This window comes from Kribbella sp. NPDC000426 (genome assembly GCF_040300265.1).
GTDB lineage: Bacteria > Actinomycetota > Actinomycetes > Propionibacteriales > Kribbellaceae > Kribbella.
Window position 1 is genome coordinate 296924 of sequence record NZ_JBEPDK010000004.1, and the last position, 17561, is coordinate 314484.

Below are 17561 nucleotides of genomic sequence, written 5' to 3' on the forward strand. Positions count from 1 at the left end.
CGGCTACCTGCTTGGGGCGTGCTGCCAAGTGTTCAGGGTGGTGGACCAGGTGCGGTCTGCGGCTTGTAGTTGTGCGAGGAGCTCGGGTTGGCTTGGGGCGAGGTCGGTGGTTTCGGCTGGGTCGTCGGTGAGGTTGTAGAGCTCGTGGCCTGGGTGTTGAGGGCCGCCCAGGTGGTCGGCTGGGTCTATTACGAGCTTCCACGGGCCGCGGCGGATGGCGCGTTGGGTGGCGTACTCCCAGGTGAGCGTTCGTTCGAAGCCGGGGGAGCCGGTGAGGACCGGGAGGATGTCGGTGCCGTCGACGTCGGTATAAGTGAGGCCGGCGGCCGACAGGAGCGTGGGGGTGACGTCGATCATCTGCGCGGGTACGGCGTTGGTCACGCCGGACGGGAGTGTCGAGGGCCACGACCAGATGCCCGGGACGCGGATGCCGCCCTCGTAGACCGAGCCCTTGTGGCCGCGGAGGCCGCCGGTGGAGCCGCCCGGGTACGCGATCTCCTCGCCGCCGAGCCAGTTGCGTTCCTCCGCGGACGGCCCGTTGTCCGACGAGAAGAAGATGATCGTGTCGTCCAGCCGCCCGGTCCTCCGCAGTACGTCGACGATGCGTCCGACACCGTCGTCGACCCGGCTGATCATCGCCGCCATCACCTGCTTGTCCCACGGCAGATGCGCGTACTGCGCCATCGCGTCCGCCGGCGCATGCATCGGGTAATGCGGCGCGTTGTACGCGACGTAGCAGAGGAACGGCTCGCTGACGTCCTCGATGAAATCGACGGCCCGCGAGGTGATCAGGTCGGTGAGGTACTCGCCGTTCTGCCACACCTCGTCATCGTCGGACCAGAGATCGTGCAGCGGGTTCCGCACACCCCAGTACATGATGTGCGAGTAGTAGTCGACGCACCCGGCGCGGAACCCGAAGTGATGGTCGAACCCGAACCGCAGCGGGGCAGACTCCGCCGCCACCCCCAGGTGCCACTTGCCGAAGACCGCAGTACGCCAACCCGCCGCCGACAACATCGAAGCGAGCGTGCTCTGCGGCGGCAGCCCGTGCGTCCCGCGAGAAGCGCCAAGGATCGACTCAACCCCGGCGTGCGCCGGATGCCGACCCGTCAGCAGTGAAGCGCGGGACGGCGAGCAGACCGGCGAATTCGAGTACCAGTCGGTCATCCGCACCCCGCGGGCGGCGAGGTCGTCGAGGTGCGGCGTACGGATCTCGGGACTGCCGTAGCAGCCGAGGTCGCCCCAGCCGAGGTCGTCGGTGTAGATGATCACGATGTTCGGCCGGGGCACGAGCGCTCCTAGTGCACAGGGGACAGTTCCAGGAAGGATTTCAGGTCGGCCAGCACCGCCGGCCACCCGTCCTGGATCATGGTCCGCAGCACACTGCCCGGCTCGAACCCGCTGTGGATCACGGTCAGCTTCACCTTGTCGTCCATCGGCTCGAGCTCGAACGTCGCCGTCGACAGCGGCTCGCGGCTGGTCTGCTCGTACACATCGGCCGGCAGCTCGACCGCCTTCGCGAACTCGGGCGTGATGTGGTGCCACGTGTAGGACAACCGGGTGTACGGCGTGTGCTCGACCACGACCTGCCCCGGGCCGGTCATCGACACCTCGCCCATGTGCCAGACGATCTCCGAGCCGGGCTTCCAGTCGGTCTGGTGGGACAGGTTCCAGTACTGCTCGGTGAACTTCGGCTCGGTGAGCGCCTGCCAGAGCCGCTCTGGCGTGGTCTTGATGTAGGTCGTGTAGACGAAGTCGTTGTCGCTCATGGTCGGTTCGGCCTCCAAAGCCGTCTTGAGATCGGCGAACATCTGCGCCCGCCGACGGTCGTACTGGGTGATCCAGCGGTCGGCGATCGCGTTGATCGGCTCGGCGTTGAGGTAGTGCAGCTTCTCGCGCCCGCGCCACACGGTGGTGACGAGGTTCGCGGTCTCGAGGATCGTGAGGTGCTTGCTGACCGACTGCCGCGCCATCTCCAGGCCGGCGCAGAGCTCGCGCAGGGTCTGGCCGTTGCGAGCGTTCAGCATGTCGAGCAGCTGCCGCCGGCTCGGATCGGCCAGCGCACGGAACACCTCGTCGTCCATCACGCCTCCGCTGATCATGCAGCCATTTGGGTGCATGAAAAAGATAGGCAGCCGAATGGCTGCATGTCAAGAGAACTCGATTGACGCGACGGCGAGGATGGTGGGGTGGAGATCACGAGCCTCGGCTATCGCACCGACCTGTTGCTGCTGGAGCTGAGCGGAAGCACCTTCCGCGACACCGGTGAGTACGTCGTCGTCGAGACCCCGGCGAACCCGGGATTCTGGTGGGGAAACTTCCTGCTCTACCGCACGCCGTTCGCGCCGGACGACGCCAGGATCCGCCTGGACGACTTCCGCCGTGAGTTCCCGGCCGCCAAACACGTTGCCATCGGCATCGACAGCGTGGACGGCGACATCGGGGCCGAGGACGAGGTGACGGCCGCCGGGCTGGAGATCGACCGGAGCGTCGTGATGACCGCCGATCGGGTCGTTCCGCCGCCGCGCCCGAACACCGAGGCGACGTACCGCTTCCTGGACGGTGACGACGACTGGGAGCAGCTCTACCAGCAGAGCCTCGCCACCGCGGACATGACGGTCGACGCCGCGTACGAAGACTTCACCCGGCGCAAGCTGGCGGCCAAGCGCGAGCTGGTCGATGCCGGACACGGCAAGTGGTTCGGTGCGTTCGAGGGCGACCGGCTGCAGAGCTCGATGGGTCTGATGTTCGACGGCAAGGGCGTCGCGCGGTTCCAGAATGTGCAGACCTCACCCGAGGACCGCGGTCGCGGTCTGGCCGGCACGCTCGTCCACCACGTGTCGACGTACGGTCTGACCGAGGGCGGCGCGCGGACGCTGGTGATGGTCGCCGATCCGGACTACCTCGCGATCCGGATCTACCGCTCGGTCGGTTTCAACGACACCGAGACCCAGCTTCAGTTGACGGTGCCGCCCGCGTGACAGAGTAGGACCCATGACTGTCGGACGTGGGGTAGTGCTGGTCACGGGTGGGAGTCGCGGGATCGGCGCTGCCGCATCAATAGCGCTCGCACAGGACGGCTGGGATGTCGGCGTCAACTACCGGACGCAGGCCGACGAGGCAGCCCGCGTGGTGAAGGCGTGTGAGGAGCTCGGCCGTCGCGCGATCGCCGTACAGGCTGATGTCGTCGAGCCGGATCAGATCGAGCGGCTCTTCGACACGGTGACCGCCGAGCTCGGTCCGATCGGTGCCGTGATCAACAACGCCGGCGTCGTCTCACCCGGCGGTCGCGTCGCGGAGTACGACGCCGAGCGGCTCGACCGGGTGTTCCGGATCAACTCGATCAGCGCGTTCCTGGTCGCCGGTGCCGCGGTACGTCGGATGTCCACGGCGTACGGCGGGAGCGGCGGCGTGATCGTGAACGTGTCGTCGCGCGCGGCCGTGCTCGGATCGGCAGGCGAGTACGTCGATTACGCCGCGAGCAAGGCAGCCGTCGACGCGCTCACCACGGGCCTGGGCAACGAGGTCGCGAGGGAAGGCATCCGGGTGCTGGGCGTACGTCCCGGCCTGATCGAGACCGACATCCATGAGGCCGGCCGGCTGGATCGACTCGGGACGACGCCTCCGCTCGGCCGTCCCGGTAAGGCAGAGGAGGTTGCCGAGCTGATCGCGTTCCTCGCCTCGGACCGTGCGTCGTACATGACCGGCTCGACGGTTGACGTCGCCGGTGGCCGGTAAGCGACTGCGCCCGGTCGACCTGGCCCGCCGCGCCGGGGTGTCGACCCAGCTCGTCCGCAACTACGAGGCGGCGGGCGTTCTGCCGCCGGCGCCGCGGTCGGACACCGGATACCGGCAGTACGGTCCGGAGCACGTTTCGGCGCTGTTGACGTACCGCGCGCTCGCGCCGGGCTTCGGCGCTGAGACCGCCACCGAGATCATGCGCGCCGTCCACGAGGGTGACGAGGCGCTCGCCTACCGGCTGGTCGACGCAGCCCACGCCGCACTCCACGAGCAGCGACTGGCGACCGACGCCGCGAGTGATGCTCTCGCCGCCCTCGCCGCCGAGGACGTCGACGAACTCACCGGGCCGTCCCTGCTCGTCGGAGAGTTGGCGCACCGCCTCGGCATTCGCACGTCGGCACTCAGGGTCTGGGAAGCCGCCGGCCTGCTCGCGCCGATGCGAGAGCCGGGCACGAAGTACCGTCGCTACGGCCCCGAGCAGGTCCGCGACGCTCGGATCATCCACATGCTCCGGCAAGGCCGGTACTACTTCGAGCAGATCAGGCCGGTCCTCGACGGTCTGCGCCGCACCGGCAGCACCGACGCGTTGCGCACCGCGATCGCCGAGCGCCGCGCCGCCCACGACCGCCAGACCAAAGCGATGCTGTACGGCGCCACACTCCTCCACCAGCTCATCACGCAAGCGCCGCTTTGAGCACCTGCCGACCACGCGGCCGCCGGCGAAATGGTTGGTAGGCGCTCAAAGTCGGTGGGGGACGGCGAGGACGGTGGGGGACGAGCGGCCGCGGACGGTGACCTCGGAGGCGGGCTGCCAGCGGGCCGCCTCCTCCGGGGCCGACTCGTCGACGGCGGCCATCGACGCCATCAACCGCCCGGGAGCGGATTTCGCGAGCTCGCTCAGCCGCGCTGCCTCGTTCACCGGGTCGCCGATCACGGTGTACTCGTGCCGCCGTACGTCGCCGACCGTGCCGGCCACCACGATCCCGGCCGTCACGCCGATCCCGGCGGTTGCCTCCGGCAACTCCTCGTCGAGCCGACGGGCCAGCTCCCGGCCTGCGCACAACGCACTGCCGGCCGGATCCGCGAGCTCGGCCGGCGCCCCGAAGATCGCCAGCGCCGCGTCACCGGCGAACTTGTTCACGAACCCGCCCTGCCGGTCCACCTCGTCGACCACGATCGCGAAGAACCGGTTGAGCAGCTGGACGACCTCGGTCGGCGGCCGGTCCAGCGCGAGCTCGGTCGAGCCGACCAGGTCGACGAACAGCACCGCGACGTACCGCTCCTCGCCGCCGAGCCGGTCGCTGCTCAGCGCCTCCTGCACGACGCCGGGTCCGACGTACCGGCCGAAGACGTCGCGGATCCGCTCGCGGTCGCGCAATCCTTCGGCCATCCGGTTGAACCCGGCCTGCAGCGAACCCAGCTCGGTGCCGTCGAAGACCGGGATGCTCACGTCGAGCCGGCCTTCGCCGATCAGACTGAGCGCGTCCCGCACCGAGCGGACCGGCGCCACCACCGACCGCGCCGACAGCATGGTCAGCAGGTAACCGTTGCCGAGGGCCACGATGCCCAGGGCAAGGATCACGACGGACAGCCGCGTCGTGGTGACATCGCCTTCGATCAGGGTGAGGACGGCGGCCAGCATCAGCCCGGCCACCGGTACGCCGGACCCGACCGCCCAGAAGAACACCGTCCGCGCCTTCAAGCCGGCTGCCAGCAGACGTCGCGGCGGCGGGGAGTCGACGAGCGCCCGGGCGGCGACCGGGCGGAGCGTGAACTCGGTCAGCAGATACGAGACCGTGGCGGTGATGATGGTTCCGTCGATCACCGTCAGTGCGACCCGGAGCGCGTTCTCGGGCTGCAGGACCAGCGTCATCCCGGTGAAGAGAACGGCGGCGCCCAGCCAGAGCAGCGCCTCGATCAGCGTGAGCCGCAGCGGCAGTTGCAGCGTGGCGATCTGCTCGGCCCGGGTGGCAGGCCGTTCCAGGTCGATCCAGCGCGTGACCCGTCGGACGAGCCGGTCGCTCCAGACGTAGCAGACCGCCATCGCGAACACGAAGTACAGCGGGATGATGATCGCGTCGATCAGCTGGAGCTGGTCGATCAGCGACGGGCCGGGGAGCACGAAGACCGCGAGCACGAACGTGACCAGCGCGCCGATCAGATGAGTGCCGATCGAGAACACGGTCAGCAGGACGTGCAGCCGGATCCGGAGCCGTTTCGGGCTCTGGTCGGCCGGGCCGAGCAGCCAGGATCCGAACGGCCGCCGTTGCAGCACCAGCTCCGGACTACGCTCGGTGATCCCGTGGCTCGGCATGGTCATAGTCTGCCATCGGTGTCAGGACCGAACCCGGGTTTTGGCACGGTGGTGCGGCTGGCTCAGATCGGACGTCCGATCTGGCTGGGACCTGGGTACTGTTCCCCGGACGCCTCACTCGGGGAGCTTCCGTGACGCACGATCGCCACTCCTACGCCGAGCCTGCCCTGGTTCGGACCACCCATCTCGAGCTCGACCTCGTGCTCGACTTCGACGAGAAGGTGCTGGCCGGTAGTGCCACGCACACGCTCGCCTGGACCGGTACAGAGTCCGACAGCGGTGACCGCCTGGTCCTGGACACCCGCGACCTCACCGTGCTGGCGGTCGAGGGCCAGGCAGCAGATGGCTGGGAGCCCCTTGAGTACAGCCTGGCCGTCCCGGACAAGGAGCTCGGCGCCGCGCTGACGATCCGTACGGCGAGGCACCCGCGGGTCAGGGTGAGCTACCGGACCGCGCCGACCGCGACCGGTCTGCAGTGGCTGGAGCCCGCGATGACGGCGGGCGGCGTGCTGCCGTTCATGTTCAGCCAGTCGCAGGCGATCCACGCGCGCAGCTGGGTCCCGGTGCAGGACACCCCGAGCGTCCGGTTCAGCTACGCGGCTCATGTGACCGCGCCGCCGGAGCTGATGGTGCTGATGAGTGCGGACAACGGCACGACGTCGCGCCGGACCGGCTCGTACGACGTGGTGATGCCCGAGCCGATCCCGTCGTACCTGCTGGCGATCGCGGCCGGCGACCTGGTGTTCGAGCCGCTCGGCGAACGGTCCGGTGTTTGGGCGGAGCCGGCGACGGTGCGGCAGGCGGCGACCGAGTTCTCCGACACCGAAGAGATGATGCGGGTCACCGAGGAGCTGTTCGGCCCGTACCGCTGGGGCCGGTACGACCTGCTCGTGCTGCCGCCGTCGTTCCCGTACGGCGGTATGGAGAACCCGCGGATGACGTTCGCGACGCCGACCGTGGTGATCGGGGACAAGTCGCTGGTCAGCGTGATCGCGCACGAGCTCGCGCACAGCTGGTCGGGCAACCTGGTCACGCAGGACAGCTGGGACGACATCTGGCTGAACGAGGGCTTCACGTCGTACGTCGAGAACCGGATCGTCGAGGCTGTCTACGGGACCGAGTTCGCGCTGATGGAGACGGCGATCAAGCAGCACGCGACCGTCGTGAAGCTCGACCCGCTGACTCCGGCCGAGCTGGCCGTCGAGCTGCCCGGGCTGCACCACCGCTCGGAGTACCACGGGAAGACGTCGACCGGGCCGCTGAAGGGGTCGTGGTTCCTGTCCTGGCTGGAGGAGCGGTTCTCGCGCGAGGTCTTCGATCCGTTCCTGCGCGGGTACTTCGACCGGTTCGCGTTCCGGAGCATCAACACCGACAACTTCGTCGAGCACCTGCAGGAGCACCTGCTCGCGGAGCACCCGGATGCGGTGACCGACGACGAGCTCGCGGCCTGGCTGTACGAGCCGGGCATTCCGGCGTTCGCGGCGCGTGCGGTGTCGCCGCGGTTCCAGATGGTCGACGAGGCGCGTGACAACTGGCTGAAGACGGGTGAGCTGCCGCAGGGCGCCGGGCAGTGGACGACGCAGGAGTGGCTGCGCTTCCTGGACGCGGCTCCCGACGTACTGAGCCCGCTTCTGCTGCAGCAGTTGGACCGAGCGTTCGGTCTCACCGGTACGGCGAACGGCGAGATTGCCCGCCGCTGGTACCAGATCGTCGCCGCGAGCAGCTACGAGGCGGCGTACGCCGAAATGGCGGAGTTCCTCACCAAGGTCGGCCGGATGAAGCTGGTCCTCCCTGTCTACCAGGCCCTGGCCGGCACCGACAGGGCCTTCGCCGCTGAAGTCTTCGCCAAGGCCCGGCCCGGCTACCACCCGATCACTACCGCGGCCGTTCAGCGCATCCTCGGCCAGTAGCTAGAGGTCCAGCTTGCGGCGGTTGACTTCGTAGCCTGGGCGGTAGCCGAGGTGGTGGTTGGTCCGGCGCATGGGCGTGTTGGTGTCGACGGTGTCGGTGAGGAGGCCGTCGAGGTCGGGAAAGCGGTGGCGGGTCCCGTGGATCTGGGCGGCCTTCATCCAGAGCGCCAGACCGCGACCGCGGTGCGCGGGGAGTACTGCGGTGCCGTAGTGCTGCCCGTCGCCCTTACCGTCGCCCGGTACGACGACCTCGGTGAAGCCGACGATCTGCCCGGTCTCGTCGAGGGCCGCGACGACGGAGAGGTGGTCGCCGCGTTGGGCGATCACCTGGGCGGCATGCCGGGTCCGCTCGACGTCCCACACGTCGGCGCCGACTGAGATCGTCCCCGTCGGCGCATCGTCCATCCCGGTGCGCGCATCGGTGAACGACCGCACCAGCTCATCCGGTACGACGCCCTCCCACGAGATCAACCGGTACCCGGGCACCGCCGGTACGTCGGGAACCGCGTTGGACAGGTCGAGCCGGGTGAAGATCAGCGTCAGCCCGATCTCGAACCCGTGGTTCTCGAGGAATCGATCGCCGACGGAATCGACGTTCACGTCGGTGAGGAGCGTCTCGACCTCGTTGTCCCGCGCTCCGGCGACTACCGCGTCGAGCAGCTGCGACCCGACACCGCGCCGCCGCTCGGCCGGATGCACGGTGAGCTCGAACTCGCCCAGATGTGAGTAGTTGAGTCGGCTGTCGAGCCGGAGGAACGCGGACCCGACCGGCGAACCGTCGTCCTCCGCAGCCAGCCACGCGACCCGCCGGCTGGAGGGCCGAACGTCGGGATCGGTCAGGGCAATCAGTCGGATGCTCAAGCCGCCAACCTAACCCGATAGTGGGATCACGTGCTGCGGGTCGGTCGATCGGCTACCGTGGCGCGCAGGTCAAACGGGGAGAGGCGACGGGGAGAGGAGCCACGGGTGGAGCAACTGGACGGGGAGGCCGGGCGAGACCAGGTCGTCCGTACGATCGGTGCCGATCATGTCGCTCTGCGCGAACAGGTGCTCGCGGAACTGCGCCGGCGCATCATCGACGGCGACTACCGCCAGGGGGAGCGGCTGACCGAGACCCGGCTCGCGGACGACTTCGGTGTGTCGCGGAACCCGGTCCGCGAGGCGCTGCGGGTGGTCGAGGCCGAGGGATTCGTCCAGATCCTCCCGCGCCGGGGAGCCGTCGTCGCGACCCTCGACGAGACGGCAGTGCGTGACCTGTTCGCCGTCCGTGAGCAGCTCGAAACGCTCGCCGCCGGTCTCGCCGCAGAGCGCGCGACCGCGGACGGGATCGCCGGCTTGCGCAGGCTGATCGACGACGCAGGCAAGGCCACCGCGGCCCAGGACTTCGACCGGGTCGCCGAGCTCAACAGCGCGTTCCACCGCGCGGTGATCGAGGTCAGCGAGAACCGCTGGCTGCACTCGATCTCGTCGGCGATGTACTACCACGTCCACTGGGTGTTCCGGGTCGGCGCCGCCCAGCGCGCACCGCACTCGTCCGAGGAGCATGTCCGACTCGTCGACGCCATCGAAGCGCGCGACGCCGCAGCCGCCACCACGGCCGCCCGCCTGCATGTGGAGGCGGCCGCGAAGGCGGCGTTCGGTCAGCGTCCGACCGCGTAGCCCTGCATCCCGCGCGGGTTGGCCGCCGCGGCGAGCACTCCGTCGGCTTCCTTCCGTACGGCGCACAGCCGGCCGAGGCTCCACGCATCCGAGTCGGTGACGACGTGCCCGCGTCGTACCAGCTCGGCGCGGATGTCCTTGCCGACCCGGGTCTCCATCACGAGGCCGCCGGGCTCGGTCGCGCGCGGGTAGAACGACGACGGGAAGCCGGTCGTGTGCCAGGCCGGTGCGTCGATCGCCTCCTGCAGATCCATGCCGGCGCCGAGGTGCCGGAGCAGGAACAGCAACTGCCACTGGTCCTGCTGGTCGCCACCCGGTGATCCACAGGCCATCAGCGGGTCACCGTCACGGAGTACGAGCGTCGGCGTGAGCGTCGTGCGCGGCCGCTTGCCCGGCGCGAGCGAAGCCGGCAGGCCCTCCTCGAGCCAGAACATCTGCGCCCGGCTGCCGAGGCAGAACCCGAGCTCCGGGATCGTCGGCGAGGACTGCAGCCAGCCACCGCTCGGCGTGGCCGAGATCAGGTTGCCCCACTTGTCGATCACGTCGACGTGGCAGGTGTCGCCGCGCGTCACGCCACCGGACGACACCGTCGGCTCGCCGGTCGTGGCATCAACGGTCGCGTGGCCGGCTTCGTTGCCCAGGACAAATGCCGGCAGCCGCGGCTCGCGCCCGTCCGGACTGCCCGGCCGGAGGTCGAGGGATGCGTCCGACCCGATCAGCTTGGCCCGCTCGGCGGCGTACCCGGGCGAGAGGAGCGTGTCCAGCGGCACGTCGGCGCCATCGCCGTACCAGGCCTCGCGGTCGGCATACGACAGCTTCATCACCTCGACCGTCGTGTGCACACCCTCCGCGCTGTCCAGGTCGACCTCGCCGAGTGCCGACAGTACGGCGAGGGACTGCAGCAGACCCGGGCCCTGGCCCCACGGACCGGTCTTGGCGACCGTGTACCCGTTCCAGTCGTACGTCGCCGGGTCCTCCCACGTCGCCTCGAACCCGGCCATGTCGTCGCCCGTGATCAGGCCGGCGTGGTCCTCGCCGCTGGAGTCGCGGTGCGGTAGCCGCGAGAACTTGTCGACCGCCTCGGCGACGAACCCTTGCCGCCAGCTCTTCCGCGCCTGCTCGATCTGCGCCTGCCGGTCCGCGCCAGCAGCCTCGCCTTCGACGACGAGCCGCTCGAGTGTCGCGGCGTACGCCTCGTTGCGGAACCGTCCGCTCACAGGCCGGCCGTCCTTGAGCCAGAGCGCGGCCGACGTCTGCCAGTGGTTCTCGAACAACTCCTGCACCGTGCTGATCGTGTCGGCGACCCGCGGCACCAGCGGATGACCGTTGCGTGCGTACTCGATTGCTGACTCCAGTACGACGCGCAGCGGCAGGGTGCCGTGATCGCGAAGGAGCAGCAGCCAAGCATCGACGGCACCCGGCACCGTTGCCGCCAGCGGACCCGAGCCGGGAACCAGCGTGAGGCCGAGCGACCGGTAATGCTCGATCGTCGCGCCGGCCGGGGCGACACCCTGCCCGCACAGGACGCGCGGGGTGGGCTCGTCGGCGGTCGCGATGATCGCCGGCACCTCACCGCCGGGCCCGTTGAGGTGCGGCTCGACCACGTGCAGCACGAATCCGGCCGCGGCGCCCGCGTCGAACGCGTTGCCGCCGAGCTCGAGGATCCGCATGGCCGACTGCGACGCCAGCCAGTGCGTGGACGAAACCATCCCGAACGTGCCGCGCAGCGTCGGCCGGGTGGTGAACGTCATCGGGCAACTCCTTCTGTTGGTCGTACGTCGGGTCCGGTGCCATCGTCGTTGACGAGGTGACAAGCCACCTGGTGTCCAGCCTCGCCGATCGTGCGCGTCTGCGGCACGACTGTCCGGCATGTGTCCACGGCGACCGGGCATCTGGTGTGGAAGCGGCACCCGGGCGGCGGATCGATCGCCGACGGCAGGTCGTCGCCGAGCAGAACGGGCCGCCGGGCACGCTGCTCGGCTGGATCGGGTACGGGCGCCGCGGACAGCAGCGCCTGCGTGTACGGATGGGACGGGTTAGCGAAGATGCGGGCGCGCGGCCCGTGCTCGACCAGCTGTCCGAGGTACATCACCGCGACCTCGTCGGCGAGGTACTCGACCGCGGACAGGTCGTGCGTGATGAACAAGCAGGCGAACCCGAGGTCCCGCTGGAGATCGGCGAGCAGGTTGAGCACGGAGGCCTGCACCGACACGTCCAAGGCACTGGTCGGCTCGTCTGCGACGAGTAGTCGTGGCTCGGAGATCAGTGCGCGCGCGATGCTGACTCGCTGTCGCTGACCACCCGACAGTTCGTGTGGCGCACGCTGGGCAACCTCCGGACGCAGACCGACACGGCGCAGTGCCTCGTTCACCTTGGCGGGGATGTCCTTGCGCCGCATCAACCGCAGCGGCTCACCCACGATGTCGCCGACGGTGAACCGGGGATCGAGCGATCCGGCCGGGTCCTGGAAGACGATCGACACGTCGCGACGGTGCGGGCGGAGCTGACGGCGGGACAGGTGCGTGACATCGACTCCAGCCAGGCGGACCGTTCCGTCGGTGGGCTCGAGCAACCGGACTATGCAGCGTCCGACGGTCGACTTGCCGCTGCCGCTCTCGCCGACCAACGCGACCACGGAGCCCTGCTTGATCCGGAGCGTGACGCCGTCGACGGCGCGCACCGGACCGAAGTGCATGACGAGGTCCTCAACCTCGAGCGCGAGGGATTCCATCAGACCTCCACGGCTTCTCGGACCGGGTGCCAGCACGCGACGCGATGGACGCCGGCGGTGAGCTCGGGCTGGGACGACGTACAGGACTCGTCGGCCCGGGAGCAGCGGTCGGCGAACGTGCAGGCGTCCGGCTGCTCGGACAGGACCGGCACCAGGCCGGGGATCTCGCTCAGTCGATGCGTTCCGGCATGGCGTCCGGCAGCAGGGGACGCACCGAGCAGTCCGACCGTGTACGGGTGCTGCGGCTTGGCGAAGATCTCGTGTACCTCGGCGGTCTCGACCACGCGCCCGGCGTACATGACCGCGACCCGGTCGGCGAGGTCAGCGACGACACCGAGGTCGTGTGTGATCAGGACGATGCTGGTACCGAGGCGTTCGCGCAGCCCCCGCAGTACGTCGAGGATGCCGGCCTGGATCGTGACGTCGAGCGCCGTCGTGGGCTCGTCGGCGATGAGGACCTTGGGGTCGCAGGCGACGGCCATCGCGATCATCACCCGCTGGCGCATGCCGCCGGAGAGCTGGTGCGGGTAGTCGCTGATCCGGCGTTCCGCGGACGGGATGCCGACGAGCTTGAGCAGCTCGATCGCGCGGGCCTGCGCTGCCTGGCGGTTGAGGCCGACGTGGGTCCGCAGTACTTCGCTGATCTGGTGGCCGACGGTGAAGACCGGGTTCAGCGAGGTCATCGGCTCCTGGAAGATGTACGCGACCTCGCGGCCGCGGATCGAACGGAGCGTGCGCTTGTCCGCGCCGATCAGCTCGGTGCCGTCGAGCTGGACCGAGCCGTCGACGGTCGCGGTGCGGGGGAGCAGACCGGCGATGCTCATCGCGGTGACGCTCTTGCCGCAGCCGGATTCACCGACCACCGCGAGCACCTCGCCGTCCCCGACCTCGAAGCTGACGTTGTCGACCGCCGACAGCCGGCCGTCCTCGGTCCGGAACGTGACGGAGAGGTCTTTGACGGACAGGACGGGTCTCATCGGCGGCTCGCCTTCGGGTCGAGGGCGTCGCGGAGGCTGTCGCCGACGATGTTGAACGCCAGCGTCAGCAGCATGATCGCGACCCCCGGCATGACCGCGGCCCAGGGCGCCCGGGACGCGAACTGCTGCGCGTCGGCCAGCATCGTGCCGAGGCTCGGCGCCGGCGGCTGGATGCCGAGGCCGAGGAACGACAGCACGGCCTCGCCCAGGATCGCGGCCGGGATGCCGACGGTCGCCTGGACGATGACCGCCGAGCCGGCGTTCGGCAGGATGTGGCGGCCGAGCACCCACGCGTCGCTGGCGCCCTCGACGATCGACGCGGCGACGAAGTCCAGCGACTTCAGCCGCAGCGTCTCCGAGCGGACGATCCGGATCATGCCGGGGATCTGCGCGATACCGATCGCGATCGCGGCGTTGCCGAGGCTCGCGCCGCGGATCGCGGCCAGCCCTACGGCGAGGATCAGGAACGGGAACGCGAGGACCAGATCCGTGAGCCGCGAGATCAGCGCGTCGACGGTGCGGAAGTAGCCGGCGATCAGCCCGAGCGGTACGCCGATCACCAGCGAGAACGCGACCGCGAGGATCCCGACGTGGAGCGACGCGCGCAGGCCGAACATGATCCGCGAGAGCACGTCCCGGCCGAGGTCGTCGGTGCCCAGCAGATACCCGGCCGTCGCAGGCGGGGCGAACGCGTTGCCGAGGTTGGTCTGGGTGGGTTCGTGCGGCGCCAGCACGTTCGCGAACACGGCGAGGATCACGGCGATCGCGAGTACTGCGAGTCCGGTCAGGGCGAGCGGGTTGCGGAACACCCGGCGTACCACCCGGCGGCTGTTGCTGCGCGGCGGAGCGATTGCTTCGGCGACTGCCATCATGCCTCACCTCGGACGCGGATCCGCGGGTCGATGACGGAGTACAGGAGATCGACGAGCAGGTTGATCACGATGTACGCCGTCGCAGTGACGAGGACGACCGCCTGGATGACCGGGTAGTCGCGCTGGAAGACGGCGTCGACCGTCAGCTTGCCGAACCCGGGCAGCGCGAAGATCCGTTCGGTGACCACGGCACCGGAGATCAGCGCGCCGAGCTGGAGGCCGACGATCGTGACGACGACGATCAGACTGTTGCGCAGGGCATGCTTTCCGATCACGGCCTTGGGCGGCAGTCCTTTGGCCTCCGCCGTACGGATGTAGTCGGCACTCAACGCGTCGAGCATCGACGACCTGGTCTGGCGCATGATGACGGCGGCCAGGCCGGTGCCGAGAATCAGCGCGGGCAGGATCAGGTGGTGCAGGTTGTCCACCGGGTTGGTGAAGAACGGGACGAAGCCCGAGGCGGGAAAGAGGCCGAGGGCAACGGACAGGTACAGGATCGCCATCAGCCCGAGCCAGAAGTGCGGCACCGACAACCCGAGCAGAGCAAGGCCGTTCGCGGCCCACTCGGCCGGCCCACCCCGCCGTACTGCGGCCACCACGCCCGCGCCGACGCCGATGACGCCGGCGATCAGGATCGCGAGCACCGACAACTCGACCGTCACCGGCAACGCACTGAAGATCATCGAGCGAACCGGAGCGCCGGTCCGGATCGACTCGCCCAGGTCGCCCCGGGCGGCGTGACTGACGAACTGCCAGAACTGCACCAGCCACGACTGATCCAGCCCGTACTGCTGCCGGATCGCCCGCAGCGACTCCGGATCGCGGTCCTCCCCGGCCAGGGCCAGCGCCGGATCGCCCGGCAACGCCCGTACTCCGACGAACACCACGATCGTCGCGAGCACGAGCGTCACCGCGCTCTGCCACAGCCGGTTGAGGAGGTATCGCCTCACTTGGCGAATCCAGCGAAGGCTGTGCGGATCACGCCGTCCGGGTAGACCTGGATGCCGAGCAGCTTCTTGGAGACGCCGGTCAGGTTGCGCTGGCGGTACATGTAGATGATCGGGTCGTCCTGCTGGAGCTTGGTGACCACGTCGCCGTACAGCTTGACGCGCTGCGCCTGGTCGGTGGACTGCCGCGCGTCGGTGAGCAGCTTGTCGAGGTCGGGACTGCTGTAGCCGGAGACGTTCTGGCTGCCGGTGGTGCCGACGAAGTTGAAGATGTTGGCATCGGGGTCGACCCGGCCGGACCAACCGAGCTGCAGCAGCTCGAAGTCACCGCGGTCCTGCTGGTCGAGCAGCGCGGCGTACTCGACAGGCTTGATGACCAGGTCGAATCCGCCCTCCTTCACCATCCCCTGCAACGCCTGCGCCAGCCGCAGGCTGTCCGGGTTGTTCGACGTCACCATCTCGACCTTGTACGGCGTGCTCACGCCGGCGTCGGCCAGCAACTGCTTCGCCTTCGCCGGATCGTGCGCCGGGCAGACCTGCGCCGCGTCCGAGGTGAACTCGCTCTTCGGCGATACCGGTGAGCAGGCAACCGTGTTGAGGCCGCCGAAGAGCGACTTGACCAACGCGTCCCGGTCGATCGACAACGCCAGCGCCTGACGGACCCGCGGGTCCTTGGCGAGCGGCGTACCGAGCGACTTGAGCGGGTTCCCGACGCCGTTCGAGTTGCCGATGTTGATCGTCAGGCCCTGGTACCCGAGCGATTGCGACTGCAGGACGCTCACACTGCTGTCCTTCTGCAGCGCTGGGGTGTCCTGCGTCGACAACGAGTCGGCCACCTGGGCGTCCCCGGACTTCAGGTTCGCCGAGCGGATGCTCGAGTCGGTGATGATCCGGTACTCGATCGCATCCAGGTGCACCTTCGCGGCGTCGTAGTACATCGGGTCCTTGACGACCTTGATCGAGTTCTGGGCGACGCGGCTGGCGAACTTGAACGGGCCGACGCAGACCGGCGCGTTGGAGAAGTTCGCACCGAGCTTCGCGACCGCGGCCGGGCTGAGCACCATGCCGGCCCGGTCGGCCAGCGCGGCGGTGAGCGGGGCGAACGGCTTCGACAGCTTGATCACGACCGTCTTCGGGTCCGGCGTCTCGATCGAGGTGACCGGGCCGAGCTCGCTCTTGCGCGCGGAGCCGGCCACCGTGAGGTCGCGGTTCAGCGAGATCTTCACCGCGTTCGAGTCGAACGTGCCGCCGTCGGCGAACTTCACACCCTGCTTCAACGGGATCGTCAGGCTGAGGCCGTCGGCGGAGATCGTCGGCAGCGCGGTGGCGAGCTGCGGCACGATCTTGGCGTCGGAGCCGAGGTCGTACAGCTTCTCGCACATCGTGTGGAAGACGTACCGCGAGTAGAGGCTGCGCGACAGTGCGGGGTCGAGCTTGTCCGGGTCGGCCGACAGGGCAACAGTCAGCGTCCCGCCCTGCTTGACCTGCGACGCGTCGGCCGGCTCGCCGAACACGTCCTGCCCGGACGGCGCCTGCGTACCGCTGCTGCTGTCGTTCCCGGCCGGCTCGACGGGCGAGCAAGCCGTCCCGACCAGGGCCAGCGCGATGACGGCAGCGCCGATCCCGGCCGCTTTCCGGCGGCGGTTACTCCAGGTGAAACGGTTCAGCGCAAGCGGAAGTCGACGAGTCATCGCGGGCTCCTGAGTAGGCGGTTCTGTCGACTGTTTCATGTATACAAGGTGGGTGCGCAAGCGATTCGGCGAGTTTGCGTGAACCTTTTACGACCGCCCGCCGTACTCGCAGTGGAACGTTCAAGGCCGACGACCGCAGGGGTCGCCGGAGGCTGAAACACGCCTCCGGCGACCCCGGTTTCAGACGGTGACGGGGTACGTGAGGTCCCCGGCCGGTACGGCGTCGGAGCCGAGGGCGAGGGCCATCAGGTTCGGGCCGTCGTACTGCGGGTGGTGGATGCCGAACTCGGTTGCCTGGCGGAATCCGAAGCGGGGGTAGTAGTTGTCGTGGCCGAGCACGACGACTGTGCCTTCGCCGCGATCACGCGCGGTGGCGAGCGCGGCCCGGACGGCTGCACCGCCAGCGCCCTGCTGCTGGTACTCCGGAAGTACGGCGACAGGCCCGAGCGAGAGGATCGGCTGGTCGTCGATGTGGCATCGGGTGAGGGCCGCGTAGGCGATCGGCTCGTCTTCGGGCGTGGTCGCGACTGCGGTGAGACCGGGAAGCCAGGCGACCGGGTCGGCGCGATGAGCGTCGAGGAAGTCGACCTCGTACTGGCGGCCGAACGCCTGCCGGGTGATGTCGCGGATCAGTTCGACGTCGGCCGGCGTCTCGACACGGGTGTTCCAGGTGATGGACAACGGTGGTCCCTTTCGAAGGTTGTCGGATGAGGTTGAGT

Annotated in this window: 16 protein-coding genes; 5 read left to right on the forward strand and 11 right to left on the reverse strand. The window is 69.1% G+C overall.

What is annotated here, in order from left to right:
- Nucleotides 1–3: 3 nt before the first annotated feature.
- Both ABT313_RS20625 and ABT313_RS20630 read right to left on the reverse strand, forming a co-directional pair.
- The gene (locus ABT313_RS20625) at nucleotides 4–1290 is read right to left on the reverse strand and encodes a sulfatase-like hydrolase/transferase (protein WP_350855948.1); all 1287 of its coding nucleotides are present in this window, start codon (nucleotides 1288–1290) and stop codon (nucleotides 4–6) included.
- A gap of 8 nt (nucleotides 1291–1298) precedes the next feature.
- The gene (locus ABT313_RS20630; protein ID WP_350855951.1) at nucleotides 1299–2084 is read right to left on the reverse strand and encodes an ArsR/SmtB family transcription factor; all 786 of its coding nucleotides are present in this window, start codon (nucleotides 2082–2084) and stop codon (nucleotides 1299–1301) included.
- A gap of 105 nt (nucleotides 2085–2189) precedes the next feature.
- Here ABT313_RS20630 and ABT313_RS20635 point away from each other — a divergent pair, with 105 nt between their 5' ends.
- Genes ABT313_RS20635 through ABT313_RS20645 form a run of 3 tightly spaced genes read left to right on the forward strand, consistent with a single transcriptional unit; the run spans nucleotide 2190 to nucleotide 4435 of the window.
- Nucleotides 2190–2981: a GNAT family N-acetyltransferase gene (locus tag ABT313_RS20635; protein WP_350855954.1), complete on the forward strand. Its 792-nt coding sequence runs from the start codon at nucleotides 2190–2192 to the stop codon at nucleotides 2979–2981.
- 13 nt (nucleotides 2982–2994) lie between these two features.
- Nucleotides 2995–3738, forward strand: a complete 744-nt coding sequence (locus ABT313_RS20640; protein ID WP_350855957.1) for an SDR family oxidoreductase — start codon at nucleotides 2995–2997, stop codon at nucleotides 3736–3738.
- Nucleotides 3728–4435 (forward strand): MerR family transcriptional regulator, encoded by a 708-nt coding sequence (locus ABT313_RS20645; protein WP_350855960.1) that lies wholly within the window; start codon nucleotides 3728–3730, stop codon nucleotides 4433–4435. Before ABT313_RS20640 ends, ABT313_RS20645 begins: the two co-directional genes overlap by 11 nt.
- A gap of 45 nt (nucleotides 4436–4480) precedes the next feature.
- On the opposite strand, the gene ABT313_RS20650 is transcribed toward ABT313_RS20645, so the two are convergent.
- Nucleotides 4481–6055, reverse strand: coding sequence for an adenylate/guanylate cyclase domain-containing protein (locus ABT313_RS20650; protein WP_350855964.1), 1575 nt, complete (start codon nucleotides 6053–6055; stop codon nucleotides 4481–4483).
- Between the two features lie 131 nt (nucleotides 6056–6186).
- Here ABT313_RS20650 and ABT313_RS20655 point away from each other — a divergent pair, with 131 nt between their 5' ends.
- On the forward strand, nucleotides 6187–7965 hold the full coding sequence (locus tag ABT313_RS20655) for a M1 family metallopeptidase (protein WP_350855968.1): 1779 nt from the start codon (nucleotides 6187–6189) through the stop codon (nucleotides 7963–7965).
- On the opposite strand, the gene ABT313_RS20660 is transcribed toward ABT313_RS20655, so the two are convergent.
- On the reverse strand, nucleotides 7966–8826 hold the full coding sequence (locus ABT313_RS20660) for a GNAT family N-acetyltransferase (protein ID WP_350855971.1): 861 nt from the start codon (nucleotides 8824–8826) through the stop codon (nucleotides 7966–7968).
- A 105-nt stretch (nucleotides 8827–8931) separates the two neighbouring features.
- Between ABT313_RS20660 and ABT313_RS20665 the strand changes: the two genes are divergently transcribed.
- Nucleotides 8932–9624 (forward strand): GntR family transcriptional regulator, encoded by a 693-nt coding sequence (locus tag ABT313_RS20665; RefSeq protein WP_350855974.1) that lies wholly within the window; start codon nucleotides 8932–8934, stop codon nucleotides 9622–9624.
- Here the strand turns inward: ABT313_RS20665 and ABT313_RS20670 are convergent.
- The 7 genes from ABT313_RS20670 to ABT313_RS20700 form a co-directional block, all read right to left on the reverse strand.
- Complete coding sequence (locus tag ABT313_RS20670; protein ID WP_350855977.1) at nucleotides 9606–11375, reverse strand: gamma-glutamyltransferase family protein; 1770 nt, start codon at nucleotides 11373–11375, stop codon at nucleotides 9606–9608. The two genes, ABT313_RS20665 and ABT313_RS20670, sit on opposite strands and share 19 nt — an antisense overlap.
- Nucleotides 11372–12355 (reverse strand): ABC transporter ATP-binding protein, encoded by a 984-nt coding sequence (locus tag ABT313_RS20675; RefSeq protein ID WP_350855980.1) that lies wholly within the window; start codon nucleotides 12353–12355, stop codon nucleotides 11372–11374. Before ABT313_RS20675 ends, ABT313_RS20670 begins: the two co-directional genes overlap by 4 nt.
- Nucleotides 12355–13332: an ABC transporter ATP-binding protein gene (locus ABT313_RS20680; protein WP_350855983.1), complete on the reverse strand. Its 978-nt coding sequence runs from the start codon at nucleotides 13330–13332 to the stop codon at nucleotides 12355–12357. The genes ABT313_RS20675 and ABT313_RS20680 overlap by 1 nt, the downstream gene beginning before the upstream one ends.
- Nucleotides 13329–14201 (reverse strand): ABC transporter permease, encoded by an 873-nt coding sequence (locus ABT313_RS20685; RefSeq protein ID WP_350855986.1) that lies wholly within the window; start codon nucleotides 14199–14201, stop codon nucleotides 13329–13331. The genes ABT313_RS20680 and ABT313_RS20685 overlap by 4 nt, the downstream gene beginning before the upstream one ends.
- The gene (locus tag ABT313_RS20690; protein WP_350855989.1) at nucleotides 14201–15154 is read right to left on the reverse strand and encodes an ABC transporter permease; all 954 of its coding nucleotides are present in this window, start codon (nucleotides 15152–15154) and stop codon (nucleotides 14201–14203) included. The genes ABT313_RS20685 and ABT313_RS20690 overlap by 1 nt, the downstream gene beginning before the upstream one ends.
- Nucleotides 15151–16842, reverse strand: a complete 1692-nt coding sequence (locus tag ABT313_RS20695) for an ABC transporter substrate-binding protein (RefSeq protein ID WP_350855992.1) — start codon at nucleotides 16840–16842, stop codon at nucleotides 15151–15153. Before ABT313_RS20695 ends, ABT313_RS20690 begins: the two co-directional genes overlap by 4 nt.
- Before the next feature lie 180 nt (nucleotides 16843–17022).
- A complete protein-coding gene (locus ABT313_RS20700) occupies nucleotides 17023–17523 on the reverse strand; it encodes a GNAT family N-acetyltransferase (RefSeq protein ID WP_350855995.1) in 501 nt (166 codons plus the stop codon).
- Nucleotides 17524–17561: the final 38 nt, after the last annotated feature.

What these genes read in the sequence shown, in the direction of transcription:
- ABT313_RS20670 (WP_350855977.1), bottom strand. Translation starts at nt 11,375, where the DNA reads ATGACGTTCACCACCCGGCCGACGCTGCGCGGCACGTTCGGGATGGTT.
- ABT313_RS20640 (WP_350855957.1), top strand. Translation starts at nt 2,995, where the DNA reads ATGACTGTCGGACGTGGGGTAGTGCTGGTCACGGGTGGGAGTCGCGGG.
- ABT313_RS20680 (WP_350855983.1), bottom strand. Translation starts at nt 13,332, where the DNA reads ATGAGACCCGTCCTGTCCGTCAAAGACCTCTCCGTCACGTTCCGGACC.
- ABT313_RS20630 (WP_350855951.1), bottom strand. Translation starts at nt 2,084, where the DNA reads ATGGACGACGAGGTGTTCCGTGCGCTGGCCGATCCGAGCCGGCGGCAG.
- ABT313_RS20695 (WP_350855992.1), bottom strand. Translation starts at nt 16,842, where the DNA reads ATGACTCGTCGACTTCCGCTTGCGCTGAACCGTTTCACCTGGAGTAAC.
- ABT313_RS20650 (WP_350855964.1), bottom strand. Translation starts at nt 6,055, where the DNA reads ATGCCGAGCCACGGGATCACCGAGCGTAGTCCGGAGCTGGTGCTGCAA.
- ABT313_RS20685 (WP_350855986.1), bottom strand. Translation starts at nt 14,201, where the DNA reads ATGGCAGTCGCCGAAGCAATCGCTCCGCCGCGCAGCAACAGCCGCCGG.
- ABT313_RS20675 (WP_350855980.1), bottom strand. Translation starts at nt 12,355, where the DNA reads ATGGAATCCCTCGCGCTCGAGGTTGAGGACCTCGTCATGCACTTCGGT.